This window comes from Pantoea sp. BAV 3049 (genome assembly GCF_009765445.1).
GTDB lineage: Bacteria > Pseudomonadota > Gammaproteobacteria > Enterobacterales > Enterobacteriaceae > Erwinia.
On the sequence record NZ_WHOY01000031.1, the window covers coordinates 873,523 to 891,116 of the forward strand.

Annotated in this window: 13 protein-coding genes and 1 pseudogene; 4 read left to right on the forward strand and 10 right to left on the reverse strand. The window is 54.8% G+C overall.

Features of this window, described 5'->3' with window-relative positions:
- Positions 1 to 46: 46 nt before the first annotated feature.
- Both GSQ70_RS04910 and GSQ70_RS04915 read right to left on the reverse strand, forming a co-directional pair.
- Positions 47 to 823 carry a transporter substrate-binding domain-containing protein gene (locus GSQ70_RS04910; RefSeq protein ID WP_158781515.1) on the reverse strand — a complete coding sequence of 259 codons (777 nt, stop codon included), beginning with the start codon at positions 821 to 823 and terminating at the stop codon, positions 47 to 49.
- 20 nt (positions 824 to 843) lie between these two features.
- A complete protein-coding gene (locus tag GSQ70_RS04915; RefSeq protein WP_158781516.1) occupies positions 844 to 2,013 on the reverse strand; it encodes a methionine aminotransferase in 1,170 nt (389 codons plus the stop codon).
- Positions 2,014 to 2,130: 117 nt separating this feature from the next.
- Here GSQ70_RS04915 and GSQ70_RS04920 point away from each other — a divergent pair, with 117 nt between their 5' ends.
- Positions 2,131 to 2,976: a LysR substrate-binding domain-containing protein gene (locus GSQ70_RS04920; RefSeq protein ID WP_158781517.1), complete on the forward strand. Its 846-nt coding sequence runs from the start codon at positions 2,131 to 2,133 to the stop codon at positions 2,974 to 2,976.
- A 3-nt stretch (positions 2,977 to 2,979) separates the two neighbouring features.
- On the opposite strand, the gene GSQ70_RS04925 is transcribed toward GSQ70_RS04920, so the two are convergent.
- The 4 genes and pseudogenes from GSQ70_RS04925 to GSQ70_RS04935 all read right to left on the reverse strand — a co-directional run bounded on the left by GSQ70_RS04925 (position 2,980) and on the right by GSQ70_RS04935 (position 10,546).
- Complete coding sequence (locus tag GSQ70_RS04925; protein WP_370521105.1) at positions 2,980 to 6,381, reverse strand: autotransporter outer membrane beta-barrel domain-containing protein; 3,402 nt, start codon at positions 6,379 to 6,381, stop codon at positions 2,980 to 2,982.
- A 57-nt stretch (positions 6,382 to 6,438) separates the two neighbouring features.
- Positions 6,439 to 6,510: pseudogene (locus tag GSQ70_RS26335) on the reverse strand (ESPR domain-containing protein); the annotation flags it as partial.
- 624 nt (positions 6,511 to 7,134) lie between these two features.
- Positions 7,135 to 8,799 (reverse strand): methyl-accepting chemotaxis protein, encoded by a 1,665-nt coding sequence (locus GSQ70_RS04930; RefSeq protein WP_158781519.1) that lies wholly within the window; start codon positions 8,797 to 8,799, stop codon positions 7,135 to 7,137.
- Positions 8,800 to 9,013: 214 nt separating this feature from the next.
- Entirely contained in the window at positions 9,014 to 10,546 is a 1,533-nt protein-coding gene (locus GSQ70_RS04935) for a carboxylesterase/lipase family protein (protein WP_158781520.1), read from the reverse strand.
- Positions 10,547 to 11,132: 586 nt separating this feature from the next.
- Here GSQ70_RS04935 and GSQ70_RS26340 point away from each other — a divergent pair.
- Entirely contained in the window at positions 11,133 to 11,261 is a 129-nt protein-coding gene (locus GSQ70_RS26340) for a hypothetical protein (protein ID WP_370521036.1), read from the forward strand.
- A gap of 55 nt (positions 11,262 to 11,316) precedes the next feature.
- The gene (locus tag GSQ70_RS04945) at positions 11,317 to 11,751 is read left to right on the forward strand and encodes a DoxX family protein (RefSeq protein WP_158781521.1); all 435 of its coding nucleotides are present in this window, start codon (positions 11,317 to 11,319) and stop codon (positions 11,749 to 11,751) included.
- Positions 11,752 to 11,785: 34 nt separating this feature from the next.
- On the opposite strand, the gene GSQ70_RS04950 is transcribed toward GSQ70_RS04945, so the two are convergent.
- Both GSQ70_RS04950 and GSQ70_RS04955 read right to left on the reverse strand, forming a co-directional pair.
- On the reverse strand, positions 11,786 to 13,132 hold the full coding sequence (locus GSQ70_RS04950) for a VOC family protein (RefSeq protein ID WP_158785221.1): 1,347 nt from the start codon (positions 13,130 to 13,132) through the stop codon (positions 11,786 to 11,788).
- 100 nt (positions 13,133 to 13,232) lie between these two features.
- Entirely contained in the window at positions 13,233 to 14,561 is a 1,329-nt protein-coding gene (locus tag GSQ70_RS04955; protein WP_158781522.1) for an aromatic acid/H+ symport family MFS transporter, read from the reverse strand.
- Positions 14,562 to 14,868: 307 nt separating this feature from the next.
- Between GSQ70_RS04955 and GSQ70_RS04960 the strand changes: the two genes are divergently transcribed.
- Positions 14,869 to 15,792, forward strand: coding sequence for a LysR substrate-binding domain-containing protein (locus GSQ70_RS04960; protein ID WP_158781523.1), 924 nt, complete (start codon positions 14,869 to 14,871; stop codon positions 15,790 to 15,792).
- A gap of 43 nt (positions 15,793 to 15,835) precedes the next feature.
- Here GSQ70_RS04960 and smrA read toward each other — a convergent pair whose 3' ends face one another.
- Together smrA and GSQ70_RS04970 are read right to left on the reverse strand one after the other, a co-directional pair.
- On the reverse strand, positions 15,836 to 16,402 hold the full coding sequence (gene smrA / locus GSQ70_RS04965) for a DNA endonuclease SmrA (protein WP_158785222.1): 567 nt from the start codon (positions 16,400 to 16,402) through the stop codon (positions 15,836 to 15,838).
- A gap of 88 nt (positions 16,403 to 16,490) precedes the next feature.
- Complete coding sequence (locus GSQ70_RS04970) at positions 16,491 to 17,444, reverse strand: sugar-binding transcriptional regulator (protein WP_158785223.1); 954 nt, start codon at positions 17,442 to 17,444, stop codon at positions 16,491 to 16,493.
- Between the last annotated feature and the right edge of the window lie 150 nt (positions 17,445 to 17,594).

The window sequence follows — 17,594 nt, forward strand, 5'->3', positions numbered from 1 at the left end:
GGCCTGTACCTGCTCCCCTTTGCAGATACAGGCCGCTTGTTCGCCGTTACTTAACGGAAACGTCAATACCCGGGAAGAACTTCGCGGCCAGTTTAGTCACTGTACCGTCAGTCTGAACCTTAGCGATCGCCGCATCCAGTTCCTGCTTCAGTTTGGTATCGTTTTTACGCAGTCCAAAACCAATCCCCACGCCGAGAACATCGTTATCCTCAACCGGGCCACCGGCGAAAGCAAAACCTTTGCCCTGTGGTTTCTCCAGGAAGCCAGACTGACCCGCCGCTGACATCACCAGCGTGCCATCCAGACGGCCCGCCACCATGTCGTTATAAACCTGGTTCTGGTCCTGATAGGAAGTCACGGTCACGCCCTGCGGTTCCCAGTGTTTCTTGGCATAGGTTTCCTGTACGGAACCCTGCAGCACACCGATATTTTTACCTTTCAGCGAGTCAATCGCAGGTTGCAGGCCGGAACCTTCTTTGCCGATCAGCTGGCTTGGAATACGGTAAATCGGGTTGGTGAAGCCAATGCTTTTCATTCGCGCTTCAGTGATGTTCATCGCCGAGTTAATCGCATCAAATTTCTTCGCGGCCAGCGCCGGGATCAGTGCATCAAAGCTGCTCTCGACCCAGCTGCACTTGAAGTTACCGACCTGGCAGATCGCCTTGCCCAGCTCGATATCAAAGCCTTCCAGATCGCCGGACGCATTGCGGCTCTCAAACGGTGGATATTGTGATTCCAGACCATAACGCAGCGTTTCCTGCGCCATTGCAGAGATGGAAGACAGCAACCCTGCCGCCACTAACAGTGCACTTAACTTCTTCATCAACTTCCCCTCAGGAGTGTTTAGCGAGGCTTCACCCGGCACAGCGCTTCAGCGCCTGCCCGCAGCGTGGCTTCGTCTTTTGCGAAAGAGAGACGGATCAATTTATTGTCGGTACCATCCGTGTAGAACGCCGAAAGTGGGATAGTTGCCACACCGTAATCAACAATGAGACGTTTTACCATTTCACTGTCGGTTTCGTCACTGAAATCTGCATAGCTCGCCAGCATAAAGAAAGATCCAGCCGAAGGAAGCAAACGGAACGGCGATTCTTTCAGCAGTTCAATCAGCGTGTCGCGTTTTTGCTGATAAAACGCGCCGAGGCCAAGGTAGTTTTCCGGGTTGCGCAAATAGTCGGCAAAGGCCACCTGCATCGGCGTGTCGGCGGAATACATCATAAACTGATGTACCTTCACCATCTCTTCCATCAGCTCAGCCGGAGCAAGGCAGTAGCCCACCCGCCAGCCGGTGACATGGAAGGTTTTGCCAAAGGAAGAGACGATTACGCTGCGTTGTGCCAGCTCCGGGTGAGTCGCCATGCCCTGATGCTGACGGCCATCGAACAGAATATGCTCATACACTTCGTCAGACAGCACCACGATATTGGTGTTGCGGGTGATCGCCGCCAGCTGATCCAAATCTTCGCGGCTCAGCACCTGCGCACTTGGATTATGCGGCGTGTTGATAATGATCATCCGGGTTTTCGGGGTAATAGTCGCCCGCACCTGTTCCCAGTTGATGGCAAAGTCCGGCATCTGCAATTTCAGGCCGACGGGAACACCTCCCTGCAGCCGCACTACCGGTGCATAGCTGTCAAACGCAGGTTCGAAGAAAATAACCTCATCGCCTGCATGCACCAGGCCACCAATAGCCGCATAGATCCCCTGACTGGCGCTGCCGGTGATCAGCACTTCACTGCCCGCATCATACTGCTGGCCGTACAGTGCTTTAACCTTGCTGGCCAGCACCTCTTTCAGCGCACCCAGTCCGGTCATTGGCGCATACTGGTTATGGCCCTGCTCCATTGCCCGGGTCACGCCCTGTACCAGCGCCGGATCGCAAGGGAAATTTGGCGCACCCTGCGACATGTTAATGGCATTGTGCTGCGCGGAAAGCTGGCCGATAACGGAAAAAATGGTGGTGCCCACATCAGGAAGTTTGGAATGCTGCTGAACGGATGAAAGGATGGTCATGCTGTCTCCGGTAGTGATCTGAGGCTTTATTCCTCATTCAACGTGAGGCTGCTTGAGCCGACAAGCGAATTGTTGTCATAATAGCCATGACTTTTAAACATAGCTCAAAGGGTATTCATGTCACGGCGTCCGCTTCCGCTAAATGCAGTTCATGCCTTTATTGTCACTGCACGCCATCTCAATCTGACCCGCGCAGCCGGTGAACTCTGTATCACTCAGGGAGCAGTCAGCCGCAAGATTGCTGCACTGGAAAACTGGCTGGGTTTTGCTCTGTTTGACCGTCACGCACGGGGTCTGTATCTCACCCCGCAGGGCGCCAGCCTGCTCCCGGCGATGAAAACCAGCTTTGAACAGATGATGCAGGCAGCGGAACAGGCCAGTAAAACGCATGCAGTGGTCCGCCTGAAAGCCCCGACCTGTGCCATGCGCTGGCTGGTACCCAAACTGGTGGCGCTGGAGCAGGCGCGGCCCGATCTGCATGTGGCGCTAACCACCACCGTCGACCACAGCAGCCAGCTGGATAATTTTGATGCGGCGATTGTCTATGGCCCCCCCACCGCGGGCAGCTACCGTTTGTTTAATGAAGAGCTGACGCCGGTGATCGCTGCGAGCCTGCAGCCGGAAACCGATCTGAAGATTGAGGATTTGCCACGCTTTACCTTTCTGCACCCAACTGCTGACAGCCGTGACTGGCAGCTGTGGCTCAGCCAGCAGCAGGTGAAAGTTGCTATCAGGCGCAACCAGCATTTTGACACGATGGATCTGGCAATCAGTGCGGCCATTCAGGGATTTGGCGTGACGGTGGCGGATGTGACGCTGATCGAGGCAGATCTGGCAATGAAACGGTTGATCGCGCCTTTTACAGCGACAGTAAAAACGGGCGCGGTCTACAGTCTGATCCAGCGCCCGTCGGAGGAAGCGCCACCACAACTCCAGGAGCTGGTGGCGTGGTTAAGGTCTTAGAACCTATTTAAAGTTATATCTGACGCCAACCATAGAAGCGGCGTCGTTGTAGCCTTTATCGCCAATTAGTACCCCAACGTTGCCCCAGACATCCAGTTGCGGAGCGATCTGCCCTTCCAGGCCGGTTTTCACTTCGCCCTGATCGCGCGTGCCGGTCTGGTGGATACCTATACCGTCCATTTTTGTCCCGAAATAACGGCTGTTATGCAGCCAGTTAACTTCCACAAACGGCTGGAACGTTCTCTCTTTATCATTATCCATGGCATGATGACCTTTCAGGAAAGTCCGCATCCCGAGGCGCGTCTGAATATTGCCGTCACCCTCGCCATGAACCCCGGTACCGTTAAATTCACGGTGATCGTCAGCTTTCACGCCCATCCAGACAATCTGGGCCTGCGGCTGGATAAACCACTCATTGAGTGAACCGTGGCTGCCCCTGAACTCACCGGTTTTCCGGGTATAACCTGTTTCCAGCGAGGCGGTAAAGCCTTTGGATTTGTAGGCTTCACCCTGAATATCGTCGCCTTTCACATGGTTGTTGAACCAGTTGTACTGTGCCCAGCTGTCGACATACACGCCCTGATGGGATTCATCATTGGCATACCAGGTAGCATAAGCCCCTGCACTGTAACCATTTACTGAGCCTCCTGAACCGTAGTGAGTCACGGAGGAACGGGTGTTGCTGCTGTTGTGACCATAGCCAGCCATCAGGCCCAGATGCCCGCGGTCAAGGCGGTCAGCGCTCCAGCGCGCAACGTCGCCGCCAATCTGCATAACATAGCGATTGCTCTGGGTTTTAAGCTGTCCGCTGCTGTCGCGCCAGTTGTTATGTCCGCCTTCATGACGTATCCACATACCGGTTTCTTTCGTCTCACCGGTGAATGCATCAACATACTGAGTTTCACCCAGACGATCGTGCAACCGGGTGGTGAACAGCATATTGGCAGCCGCGAGATTCGCGGTATAGCTGCCTGCTTCAGGGCGGATATCCGGTTGTGGTGCCGGGCCGGGCTGCGGATCCGGCTGTGGATCAGGGTCGGGTTTGTGGCTGATCAGATACCAGTTACCGCTGTTATCCTGCTGACCACGGACCAGAGAGTAGTCATAAGCCCCGGCCACGATCCTGCCGTCCTGGGTAAATTCGCCGTCTGAGCTCCCGGTGACATGGATAATTTCAATCCCGTTCAGCGTTTGCGCGCCAGTCCCTCCGGCATTCATCACGCTGACTCCGGTGGTGCCGGAAGTATTGCCATTAACAGTGAGTTTATCGGTGGCTGAACTGTCACCGCCCAGCGCGGTATTCAGATGCAGATGACCGCCATTCCCGGCATAGTCACCGTTGACTACCAGATGATTTCCCACCGGCTGATTGCTGCTGCCGATCCACACATTACCGCTGTTCTGCAGATTACCGCCCACGCTGAACGTTTCTGCCGTGGTTGTTGCATCTTGTGAGCCGACAATCATCTCGCCGCGGTTATCAATATTCCCGGCCACACCGCCAAATCCGGACAACCGGCCAGCAGCATCGATATTCACCTGGTTGCTGGCCAGCGTTAAAGGAGCGGCTGCACTGCCAAGAATCACCTCGCCCTGCGCGATCTCTGTCGTGCCGCTCCACTGCGCGTTATCATTCAGCGTTAAAATACCTGCACCGGCTTTGGTCAGGCCACCGCTGCCCGTCACCACGTTAGCCAGCGTCCAGTCACTGGCGTTATTCAGCAGCAGCGTTCCTGAATCATCGACTGTGGCGCTACCCAGCTGACGCTGCTCAGAGGCAGTCAGCATCGAGGCATGATCTATGGCGAATGTCCCGCTGAAGCCGGAGTTGTCGCCAGCCAGCACGACATCACTGCCGTGCAGCGCCACCTCGCCGTTGTTACTGATTTTGTTGTACAGCACGCCCGCAGCATTATCTACGTTAATCAGACCGGCATCGTCAATGTTGCCACTGCCGAGTCCCCGGGTGTTGTCGACATTTGCCGTGGCTCCCTGCAAGATAGCGACGGTCGCACGCAGATTGTTATTTGCACTGGTCACGTCCAGCGTGCCGCCAGCGAGCGTCAGCAAGCCGTCACCGGCCAGTTCGCCCAGAGACGTTCCCCCCTCAGCAATGGTCAGATGCCCGCTATTCAGATCGGTCAGCGAACCGGCAGCCGCAGTCAGCTCGCCAATGGTTTGTGAATGCCCTCGCATATCGAAGCCGGTATTTTCCGCCAGCTTCAGCTCGCTGGTCTTGCCGAGCACGTTGTCATTCAGCATCGCCAGATTGCCGCTGCGAACATCGGTCTGCCCGGTGTAGCTGTTATCCATGTTGGATAATGTCACGGTCTGTCCCTGCTGGCTGTCGACAGCGAGATCGCCACCGCCAATGATTTTGGCGCTTAAATCGGCCGCATCCGCAGTATGACCTTCCGCGTCAAGGCTAAGCGCGTTTTCACCGCTGGTCAGTAACTCAACCTGAGTCAGACCATAGTTGATATACAACCCGTCAGAGTCTTCACCGCCGGTGAGGCGATAATCGTAAGTGCCATTCGCTACCACTTCACCGTTCTGAGTGAAGTCATGGGCGACGGCATCAGAAATAACGTTGCCGTTTTCATCCTTCAGGACCAGGTTACCGCCGCCGCCCCAGACCTGGGTATCAGAGTTACCCAGTTTGATCATTTCACCGGTATCATCCTGTTCAAGGATCGAACTCTGAGTATCCGCCTCAGGGCGAACATTGCTGACGCTGGTGGTATCGACCTGCACCGTTCCCCGGCCCAGCAGATTCATACCATTAGCCTGGACCATGCCTGAAGACGTCGTTCCACCCGGCGTAACGCCATCAAATTTTACGGTCCCGCCTGCAAAAACAAGTCCGCCAATTTTCTGCTCGCCTTCAGCAACGTGTGTAATGCTGCCGTTCTCAACGCGCAGCTTTGCCTTACTCAGTGCCTGAGTATTTATATCCGAAAGTTCAAAATGTGTATTATTCAGCGCCACAGTCCCGGTAAAACCATCTCCGGCGTTATTGCTGTCGAAGTTAAATGTTGTCCCCTTCGTATCGACTTTAATTACGCCGGAATCTGAAAGATGACTTTTAAAAATCAGGTCCGAAGTGGTTTTAATTTCGAGCTCGCTGGAGGTGTCAATCCGGTAGCCGGTTCCGGCTTCGTCCTGTTGATCTTTGCCCAGTCCAAATGTAAAACCGTCCAGTGTCAGCACGGAATATCGTGTAATATTGATATTACTGATGCCCAATAGTATATCAGGGCTTTGCAGGGTGTCATGGGCACCGATGATCACCAGGCTGTCATATCCTCCATCCAGAGCAGAGCTGGTGTCGACAGGCGTGGCAGCTGTTGATAAGGGCGCGTAAATCAGGCCAATAGCCAGCGCCAGCGGTGTCATCAGGGACACTAATTCAGGGGGCTTTTTTTCTGCTTTGACTGCCGCCTGTGAGCCATGACAAAGGCCTCTGGCAAGTTCTGAAACCACGACATACATTTGCATCCTGGCATGCCAGATAACTTTAAATATCTTGTTCATTTCCGCACTCTGAATAAATAACAGGCAGCCGAAATCATCAGCCGGGATGAGCAGGCCTGTTGTGGTTTATTTAAATTAAATATTTAGGACCAATTATTTATATTGTTTTCTGAAAACGGAGATAAGTCTAACACAGGGTTAATTAACAAATCGACAATCGCCCTTATTGGCATTGACGGTTATTCACATTAATTACATCCTTATCATCCATGTATCAAATGTAATTATTTAGTGAAAAGTTATCGAAAGGCAGTTTTGAAAAAGCGCCAGCAAGATTATCATTATAAAGATCAATCGTATGAACTTTAAGAAAAAATCTTTCATTCTGACTTTAAAACCTTATTGCAACAGCCCTACCTGGAATGAGTCGTCATTTTTGACTTTTATCAAAATAAAAACGCAATGACGCGAAGATAAACTTCAAATTGGCCTTTTTCTGAAAATAACATCCATGGCGTAAAAAATGATAACTTGATGAATTTTATAGATAAAAAAACTAATAGGAATCATCTTAAAGGGAATTGTTATATTCCTGAGGGTTTACTTGTGAGGAAAGAAGGGATAACGAAGGGAAATAAAAACGCCACCGCTATCAACAGCCGGTGGCGGGATAATTAATGACAGTCAGAAAGAGACCCACTCGTCAGCAGAAGAGGTTGCGGTTTTTGCGGCTACCGGACGAGCGATACCTGCCGGTCTGAGGTACGGGGCCGGTTTTTTCACCTGCGTGGTTTCCGGGGACAGGCGGAATTTTGAGACCGACAGCGTCAGCTCTTCCGTCTGACGTTCCAGCGCACTGGCCGCCGCTGAAACTTCCTCCACCAGAGAGGCATTCTGCTGGGTGACACTGTCCATTTCAGTGATTGCCGTGCCCACCTGAGAGATGCCCTTGCTCTGTTCGTCAGAGGCTGAGGCAATCTGCTTCATAATCTCCGTCACTTCGCCCACGGCCCTGAGGATTTCATCCATGGTGCTCCCCGCTTCCCCGACCAGGCGGGAACCGTTATCTACCCGGCTGACGGAATCGGTAATCAGCATTTCAATCTCTTTCGCCGCGTTGGCGCTGCGTTGTGCCAGGTTGCGTACTTCGCTGGCAACCACGGCAAAGCCACGGCCCTGTTCACCGGCTCTGGCCGCTTCAACCGCAGCGTTCAGTGCAAGGATATTGGTCTGGAAAGCGATGCTGTTGATCACGCTGGTGATCTCGGCAATTTTTTTCGAACTGCCGGAGATGCCCTGCATGGTGGTCACCACGTCACCGACCAGTTTGCCGCCTTTACCGGCCGTTACCGAGGCTGTTTCTGCCAGCTTGCTGGCGTGGGCGGCATTCTCTGCATTGAGTTTCACCGTCGCGGTGAGCTGTTCCATACTCGCCGCCGTTTGCTCCAGCGCGGCCGCCTGCTCTTCCGTACGGGACGAGAGGTCGTTATTACCGGAGGAGATCTCAGCAGCGCCACGGTAGATATTGTCGGTCCCGTTGCGAATTGCGGTTACAGCTTCACGCAGGCTGTCCTGCATCACCTGCAGCAGCGGCACCAGCTTACCGACGCAGTTACGGCCGATGTCTTCCAGAGGCTGGCTTAAATCGCCGTCAGCAATCATGCGGAAGTGCTCGCGCATACCATCCAGCGGACGCACCAGCATTTTCACCAGATAACGGTCGGTAAACAGCAGGATCATCAGCCCGGCAATCACTGCCATCACGATGACCGTTTTAGTGACGTTAGTCAGATGATCAACCGTGACGCGGGTGACGTCGAGCTTGCTGCTCGCTGCCGCATTGAATTTGTCCACGCTGGCACCAAAATCGCGGCTCAGCGGCGGCGTGACGTTAGCTGCATGGCGTTTAAAATCATCCAGCACCGGCTGCTGGGCCAGGCGCATCTGCGGCAGGACACCTTCATCCAGCAGCTTCTGCCAGCTGGCAATCACTGCGGCGGAATAACTCGCATCGAGGGGGCCAGGCGCTTCAGCTTTGAAATCCGCCAGCTGTTTCGCCATATTATCCAGCGCCTTCTGCACGGCAGCCATATCAGCTGCAGCCGTGGCGCTGCCAGCCTGACGTGACTCCACTGCACGGCTCAGGCGGGTGATAAACCGGAAGTACTGATCGTTGCCCTTACTGAGGGTGTTGGTCTGGTTAACCAGTTCACGGTCAACCTCATTGCCTTTCCCCAGAGACGTCAGGGAGTAGACACTGTACATGCCAACGGCGGACCACAACAGGCAAAACAGCCCGAGGATCCAGAGCATCACGCTGCGGATGGTAAAGTTTTTTAACATGCTCATAACTACTCCGTAACGGTATAAACCGGGTCAGCTCGTCCTGATAAATGGACGCTTAACACGGTTTATCGGCACCATCTCGCAACACTGGAGTAATTAATTGTTGTGATTCATACCCTTACAAATACCATTATTCAGATAAGTGCTTGCCGCAACTGATATTTTCCTTAAAAACCATGCCAAAAAAGTTTATTGAAGAGACTATTTTGTTGAGAAACTACTTTCTCAGGCGCACCATTTTTTTCATCAGCAAGCGGAATAACTGAGTACGCCGCCGCATAAACCGTTTCTCCAGTTTCAGTGCTGCTTCCCCCTTTTCGCCAAAGCGCATCACATTATCGGCATAGGGTTGCCAGGCTGGCCACACGATTTCCCCCTTCAACTGGTGGGAAAACACTGAGGCATCGCGGGCAAAATTCAGCCAGTACTCGCTGACTTTATGGGCAAAAGCACGGTCATTTTCGGTAAAGGGACGATCGGCCATCTGTGTTGCCAGCGCATCAAGCGTATTCAGCGTGTAAGGGATCTCGTTGCCGTGCCAGGTTCCGTTAGGGTAAAGGTCACGGGCATTCTCTGAGACGTAGTCAAAATAATAGCGCCATGCTGGCACCCCGTTGCGATGCTGAGAAAGCGCTGCCACATAGCCCATGGTGGTAAAAGTCATATCTCTGGCTACCTGACGCCCCAGCTCGCTGTCATCCCAGACACCGTCATACAGCATGCGGATCAGCTTCAGCCGCAGGCCGATATGCTGCGTCTGGCGGACCTGTTCAATCACCTTCGCCGGGTCGACGCCAAAGTAGCTGAGCACGCTGGCCTCATCGCTGTTGCTGCCAATCATCAACGGCAGCTTGTGCTGCCTGACATGATTAAACACGCTTAGCATCGGTTCAGGCAGAACGTGATCGCCGGAGATCGCCACCGGGCCATTAGCCAGCGAGCGATCAAGCGGCCAGAAAGCGTCCGCAGGCAACGCCCGTAGCTGTTCAGCGGTGGCATTCTCCAGGTTGAAATGCTTTGCCAGTTTTGTTCCGGTTTCCAGTGCAGTTTCGCGCGGTATATCAGGCAATGTATAGGCGCTCTGGGCGATTCCTTTATGAAACAGGCCTGCTGAGAGCGGCGAGGCAAACAGCGACAGCACGCTGCGGGCGCCGGAAGATTCGCCAAAAATAGTGACGTTGCGGCTGTCGCCGCCAAAAGAGGAAATATTGCGCTGTACCCACTGCAGAGCGGCCATCTGATCCAGCAGCGCAAAATTGTTAACCACCTCGCCGTCCTGATACTCTTTATCCAGCGCAGGATGAGCAAAAAAACCCATGTGTCCAAGACGATAATTCAGCGTGACGATCACCACGCCGCGCGAAGCCAGCGGCAAGCCGACGTACGGAGCCAGCCCGCCCGCGCCGATGGCAAAGCCGCCACCGTGGATCCACACCATGACCGGCAGTGGCCGGGAAGGATCCACTTCCGGCGTCCAGACGTTCAGGTACAGGCAGTCCTCACTGAACACTCCCGGATCGCCTCCTCCAACAGCCATGCAATATTCCCGGCTTTGCCAACTGGCATTGCCCCAAAGGGTGGCATCGCGCTCCCCTTCCCACGGCTGTACCGGTTTGGGCGCCCGCCAGCGTAAATGACCTGTAGGCGGCGCGGCATAGGGGATCCCTCTGAAGACAAAAACGCCCTGCTCAAGGTTGCCGCGCAGCAGTCCTTCCGCCGTGCGTATTTTTAACATCTGGTCGTTTTTCATTGGTCCGTCCAAAGCTAGCCTGCTAATCATTATTTGCAGTCGCCAGGCCAAAGTCCAACCGCAGTGAGCATTTGCAGATTATGCCTGGAGAGAAACCCGATGTCCGTCCGGTCTGATTGTCATCACCTCATGAAATCATTACCTTATATCCATAATAAATACCGGAATATTCAGGTAAGGACACCATATGCAAAACAACAGCACCAAAGGAGCGAAGGTCTGTTTACCGCTCACATTAAGACTCTATGACTGGTGGGTACTCAGCCTCTCCAACAGTTTTGCATGGCGCTGTCAGACCGATGGGATACTCCCTCCACATTTCCGGCGTCATCGGGGAGAACACCAGTGGATGTTGGCGTGGGCACCGGTTACTACCTCGAAAAATTGCAGCCATATCTGCAGAATGTGACGCTACTGGATTTAAATTCCGCCAGTCTCACCTCAGCCGCCAGACGTATTGTTCTCTCCCGCCACCTGAATTGCCTGCACAACCATTCCCGGCAGCGGCGTCAGCCACAATGCGTCTGGTCGCGAATTGATGAGGGTCTATAACAGGAAGGGCATTTTCAGTAACGGCCAGGATTCGTTGTCCGATCTGAAAACCATGCTGCATCAGCATTTCCGCGAGGTGGATGTCAGTTTACAGGGTACGCTCGCGCTCTTTACTGCGCGGGATAAAAGTGCAGATGCGGCTCAGGATATTGACGAAAATTGAGTTTTCAGCAGCTTTAAGCTTAACTGTGGCTCAAATTTCAAAATAAGGAACCAACATGTTTGCAGCTATCAACAGCGGATTTTCCCGCCTCGGCGATCATCCTGACTTTGGCAAACTGGTGCTTCGCCTCTCTCTCGGTGCGCTGCTGCTGTTTCATGGTGAATTTAAAATAGTGCACGGCGTGGGCTGGATCGCCTCCATTCTGAAGGCGCACGGTATCCCTGCTTTTGTGGCTTATGGCACCTACGTGGGTGAAGTCATCGCCCCGATTATGCTGATTATCGGACTGATGACCCGTCCGGCTGCCTTTATCATCGCGGTGAATCTGGTGGTGGCAACGCTGCTGGTGAAAACGGGCGCTGTGTGGCACCGCACTGGCGTGGGTGCCTGGGCGCTGGAAGGTGAAGCGTTCTATTTCTTCGGCGCATTCGCCGTAATGCTGCTTGGCGCAGGCAGATACTGCTTAATTCGCAACACCAGCCTGCAATAACTCAGCACAGGGGCGCTGGTTCGCCCCTTTTGCTTCATTCTATCCCGCAGCGTTGCAGACTGGCTGTTTGACGCCGGGCATATAACGCAATTTCATCTTCGACCTGCACACCCAGAGCCTGCTCAAAAGCCTGCTGACTGGCATTACCCTGGGACATCTTTTTCGCTTCACTGCCCAGATTTGACTGGAAAATCCCGGCAGCGCTGACCGGCAGAAAATCCTCATAGATCATCGGTGTCGCCCTGATCAGCCCCTGCTCAATCAGCTTTTCCACATCCTGTTGTTCAGCAATAAGCTGTGGATTGGCTTTTCCCTTTTCGGTCAGAGTCCAGTTAAACCAGGCCAGTTGCTGTTGGCGTAAACTCATTTCGTCATCCGGGAAAGGCCGGAACACCTCAGCAAGTTGCTGCTGATGTCCAGCGTTATCCGTTCCCTGAGAGCTTGCCTGCAACAGTCGGTCATACAACGCCCGACCTTTCGCGGTCAGCGCGATGCCACGCTGCTCAATTTCACCGAATCTTGCGGTGTGCGTACCCTGCTGCCGATCGAGAAAACGCACCGGCTCGTCCAACGCTTTGAAGCTGGTCTGGCGCAGTAGCAACGGGACACTGCGGCGCGGCGGCCCTTCAATAATGTCTTTAGGAATAATACCAGCCTGCGGCATCAGTTCCTGCACGCGGTCGATATCCAGCGTGCGCGGTGTCAGGTGATTGATATGGCAGCCGGGGAAGCAGACCACGTCGGCGATCAGCCGATGTTGCTGTTGAAGCGCCTGCCACGTTGCACTGTCGACGGTGGTTTGCTGATGCCAGCGGAACGTTTCCAGCGCCTCCGTAATAAATTCTTCGGCCTCTGCAGCATTAAACCCACCCTGCTGCTGATGGATAGCGATCAGTTCACGGCAGCGCGGAGTGAAAATATCGCGGGCGGCGAGGATCTCTGCCGCCTGCTGACGCAGCGACGGATCGTCTATCAGCTCCAGCCGGAGCAGCGAGGTAAACAGGCGGAAGGGATTGTTGTTTAATGCGGTCTCGTCCTTAGGGCGAAACGCCGTTGAGTGTACGGGGACACCAGCCTGAGAGAGATCGTAATAGCCAACCGGGTACATCCCCATGATGGCGAACAACTGCCGCAGCATCGACAGCTCCGCCGCCGTACCCACGCGGATAGCGCCATGCCGTTCCACGCTCAGCCGGGAAAGCTCACCGGCATCTGACAGCTGTTTTCTCAGCATGGGGTTCTGTTCCAGCACTTCTTCGTTAACCCGTGCCACCAACTCCAGCAGCGTCCCATATTGAGGCACTTCCTGCTGATACATTGCCGACATCGCGCTGGCGAACCCGGCGCGGATACTGTCTGCTGTCACCCATGAATCTGCCATCATCTGACCTTTCTGTTACGAATATGTTGTCAGATTACTGGAATCCCAGGCCGCCCGGGAGAATAATTAGCAAACTGTGATCCGGCACCGAAAGGGCTTATTACACCCCGTCACGACGATAGCCGTAGCGATATTTTGCCACCAGCATCAGCGAGGTCAGCACTGCCGGAATCGCCAGGCTGCTGAACACGTCGGTGATCGTCCAGCCCATAGACAGCATCTGCGCCCCGGCAAAGGCACTGAGGATCGCTCCCATTCGCCCCACGCCGTGCATCCAGCTGGAGCCTGTCGCCCTGGCATGGGTGGGATAATAGCTGGCCGACAGGGCGTTCATTCCGGTGTTGGCCCCGTTCAGGCAAAAACCACTACAGAAAGCTACAAGGCTGAGAACCAGCGTGTGAGCAGGCGCATAGCCAATTGCCATGGTGGCAATCGCGCCGACAAAGTAGATCACCGCCAGCGCCAGGTTTGCATTGAAGCGGTCCATCATCCAACCCGCGAACAACGACCCCACCGTGCCGCCAGCCTGGTACATCGCCGTCACCAGCGCAGCCTGGGTCACGGTCATGCCCATATCTTTGACCAGCGACGGCAGCCAGCTCCCTATCAGATATACCAGGAACAGCCCCATAAAATAACCGCCCCACAGCAGCGAGCTGCCCAGCAGGTAAGGACGGCTGGTGACCAGGCGAACCGCGCCGTGAAGGTGCGCGTGCTCCACCATTGCGAAGTGACTGTCATGATGCACCCGGCCTGGTGCCATTTTCTCCACTATGCGGCGGATCTGTCCAACGGGCGCGTTGCGGGACAGCAGGAATCGCACCGACTCGGGAAGCCATGAAAGCAGCACCGGCACGATCATCAGCGGCAGTAAACCACCGACCACCAGCACCGCATGCCAGCCATAATCGGGGATAAGCCATGAGGCGGCAAAACCCCCACCGGCAGCCCCGAAGGTAAAGCCGCAGAACACCACGGTAATGATAAAGGCGCGTTTACGTTCCGGAGAGTATTCCGCCACCAGCGTGCCGACGTTAGGCATCGCCGCACCCAGTCCCAGCCCGGTGAGAAAGCGGAACAACATCATCTGATCGATGTTTTGCGAGAAGGCGGTAGCCAGCGTCCACAGGCCGAAGAAGAACACGCTGCTGATGATGATCACCCGGCGACCAAAGCGGTCAGCCAGCGGCCCGGCAAACATCGCGCCCAGCGCCAGGCCAATAAGGGCAGCGCTTATTACCGCACCCAGCTGATGGGTGGTGACGCCCCAGGCGGTTTTCAGTGCCGGGGCAATAAAGCCCATCAGGGCGATGTCCATGCCGTCCATTGCCACCACGGCAAAACAAAGGACGATAATCCGTTGCTGATAGCGACTGATGCAGCCCTCGTTAATCAAGGCTCGCACATCTGTCGCAGCGGTACTTTCCACGATAGCGCTCCATGTGCCAGCGCGCGATGGCCGGCTGGCGTAGTTCCTGAAAACATGTGTCGGCTATAGTAACGGATTGTTATCCGCTTCACCTGTTAAATTGCACCCTGCGGCGGTGGGAAATCCCTGAACAGGGGGACAATGAGAAAATTTCATCAGCGAAACTGATGGCGACGATGGGCAGATAATAAAGAAAGTGATGGAAAAGCGTGCAGAAGCGGCGAATGTTAACTAAATTTTGCAATAAGGTTAACAAATCTCTCGTCACAGGCTTGCCTGTCAATACCACCGCTGGCTACGCTGGGTTATGGACAAAAATTACCTGTTTAATCAGCGCATTCGCTTGCGCCACTTACATACTTTTGTTGCCGTGGCTCAGCAGGGCACGCTGGGTCGCGCCGCCGAGACGCTTTCTCTCAGCCAGCCTGCGCTGTCGAAAACCCTGAACGAACTTGAAGAGCTGGCGGGAGCCAGGCTGTTTGAGCGCGGGCGACTGGGTGCACAGCTGACCACCATGGGCGAGCAGTTCCTGACCCATGCGGTGCGCATTCTGGATGCGCTAAATCATGCCGGTCAGTCCTTCAGTCCCGCCCTGCAGCATGAGCCTGCCACTCTGCGGGTTGGCGTGCTGACTACCGTGGCGCTGGGCATGCTGCCCTCCATTCTTGAGCGTTTTCATCAGCAGCAGCCACAGACGCTGGTTCAGGTCGCCACGCTGCACAATAATGTGCTGCTGGCCGGGTTAAGAGCCGGTGAGTTCGATGTCGGGATTGGCCGCATGGCAGATCCGGAAATGATGACCGGTCTGACTTATGAGCTGCTGTTCCTGGAATCTTTGCAGCTGGTGGTCCGTCCGGACCACCCCCTTTTAAGTGACAATGTCACATTGTCACGTGCCCTCACCTGGCCGGTGGTCATTTCACCGGAAGGCACTGCTCCTCGCCGGATTGCGGATACGATGATCAGGGAACAGGGCTGTCAGCTCCCCGCCTCGCTGGTTGAGACTTCGGCCACTTCTCTCGCCCGACAGCTGGCCCTTCGCTATAATTATGTTTGGTTTGTTCCTTCCGGTGCCATCAAAGACGATCTGTTGCACCAGTCGCTGGCGGCCCTGCCAATAGCCTCCTACGGGCCGGGTGAGCCGGTGGGGATTATTACCCGCACCGGCGCGTCACTGAGCCTGAATGCTGAAGTGCTGATGGCGACTATTCGTAAGTCTCATTCTGGCTAGCCGCTGGTAAACGGCAGCGCCAGAGTCAAGCTTTCTCCGCATCTTAACGGCTGCGTTTGGCGTGTCGTTCGCGATTATCAAGCCTTGCCTGCTCACTTTTCCTCAGCCCCACATAACAGGCCCCGCTGCCACCATGCTGTGGCTGTGCGCTGCAGAACGCCTGCACTTCTTCAAACTGCTGCAGCCAGCGGAAAAGGTAGCTGCGCACGATATTGGCATGAGAGTCATCATTCCGGCCTTTACCGTGAATAATCAGCAGATTGCGAAAATTTTCGTGCTGCGCAGTCAGCATAAAGCTGTAGAGTGACTGACGGCAGATCTCTACCGGCTGACGCAGCAGATTCAGGCTGGCATCCAGCGAATACTTGCCAAACCGCAGCTTATCCAGCACGCCCTGCTGAATGCCCTCGGCTTTGTATTCCAGCGGGGTTTCCAGCGGGACTACGGTAAGGAAGCCGCTGACCAGTGGATTGTCGAGCTGCTGATCCTCCAGCGTCTGGCGGGGAGATTTGGTCGAGGGGGATTTCAACCAGAGAATATTGGCGCAATCTTTCAGCGGCGTGACGTCTTCCATCGCGTCTTTGAACAGATCTTTATCATCAAGGCTCATCATGCGGATCCCCGGTGGCAACAAAAATGATGGCGTGGATTTTCAGACCCACCGGGCTAGTTTAGCAAAACTCTTCTGAATTGAGATCTCAACACAGCAGCTCAAGAGCGAAACGGGCGCTCTCTTCATCGGTGATCAGCCCCCTGACCCAGCGACCTTTCAGCACGGCGGCAATCGCCTGATGTTTATCACTGCCACCGGCAAAAGCGATAATATTGCGCCCGCTATGGGCGGTCAGCCGCACGCTGGTCAGCCGCTCATCCAGTTCGCTGTTCAGCCTTTCCCCATTCTGGCCAATAAAATGCCCGACGATCTCCGCAGCCACTCCCTGTGATTCCAGCGTGGCCACCTGGCGATCGCTGATAAAACCGTCCGCATTCAACGGACATCCTGCATTGACCTGACCGATACCGACAAACAGCACGTCAGCCTGCTCAGATTTCTCCGTCACCGTTCGATAAATGCGATGATTGCACCAGAGATCGCGGTCTTCGGCGCTGTCGGCATACAGCGGCGCAGGCAGAATGAAATACCGCCCCTGAGTTTTCTCTGCCATCCACAGCGGAACATCGTAGCGGGTACAGGAACCGTCGCTGGCTATTGCACCAATCAGGGAAACGCAGCTGTGCTGCGGCTTGTCAAACTCCGGTAATTCATCAATGGTGGCGCGTAACGTCCGGCCTGAACCAACGGCAACGATCTGCGCCTGATCGAGCTTAAGGGTCTGTGCCATGACTTCGGCTCCCGCCACCGCAATCATCTTCTGCAGTCCGTCGCCCTCCACGCCTGAAGACGGCACCACCTGACAAACCTGCAAATCAAACCGCTCTTTCAGCTGCTGTGCCAGCGTCATGCAGTCCGCCACCGGGTGGGTAATGTTGACGCTGACCAGCCCCTGCTCTGCCGCCAGCGCAATCAGACGCTGCGCCACCTGGCGGGACACGCCCAGTTTATCGGCAATGTCATGCTGAGTTTCTCCCGCCACGTAATACATCCAGGCCGCTCTGGCCGCCTGATCCAGTTTCTTATCGTGCTTGATCATCATAAGGCTCTGTAAGGTTTTTTCCAGCTTACTCCGAATAATTGCCCACCATTAGGGCAATTGCAAATTTTGTGATCCCGCCCGCAGACATACGGCGGCTTAATCCGCAGGCTGTTACCCAATCAAGCAAAAGCCCTTTTAGAGAGCAAT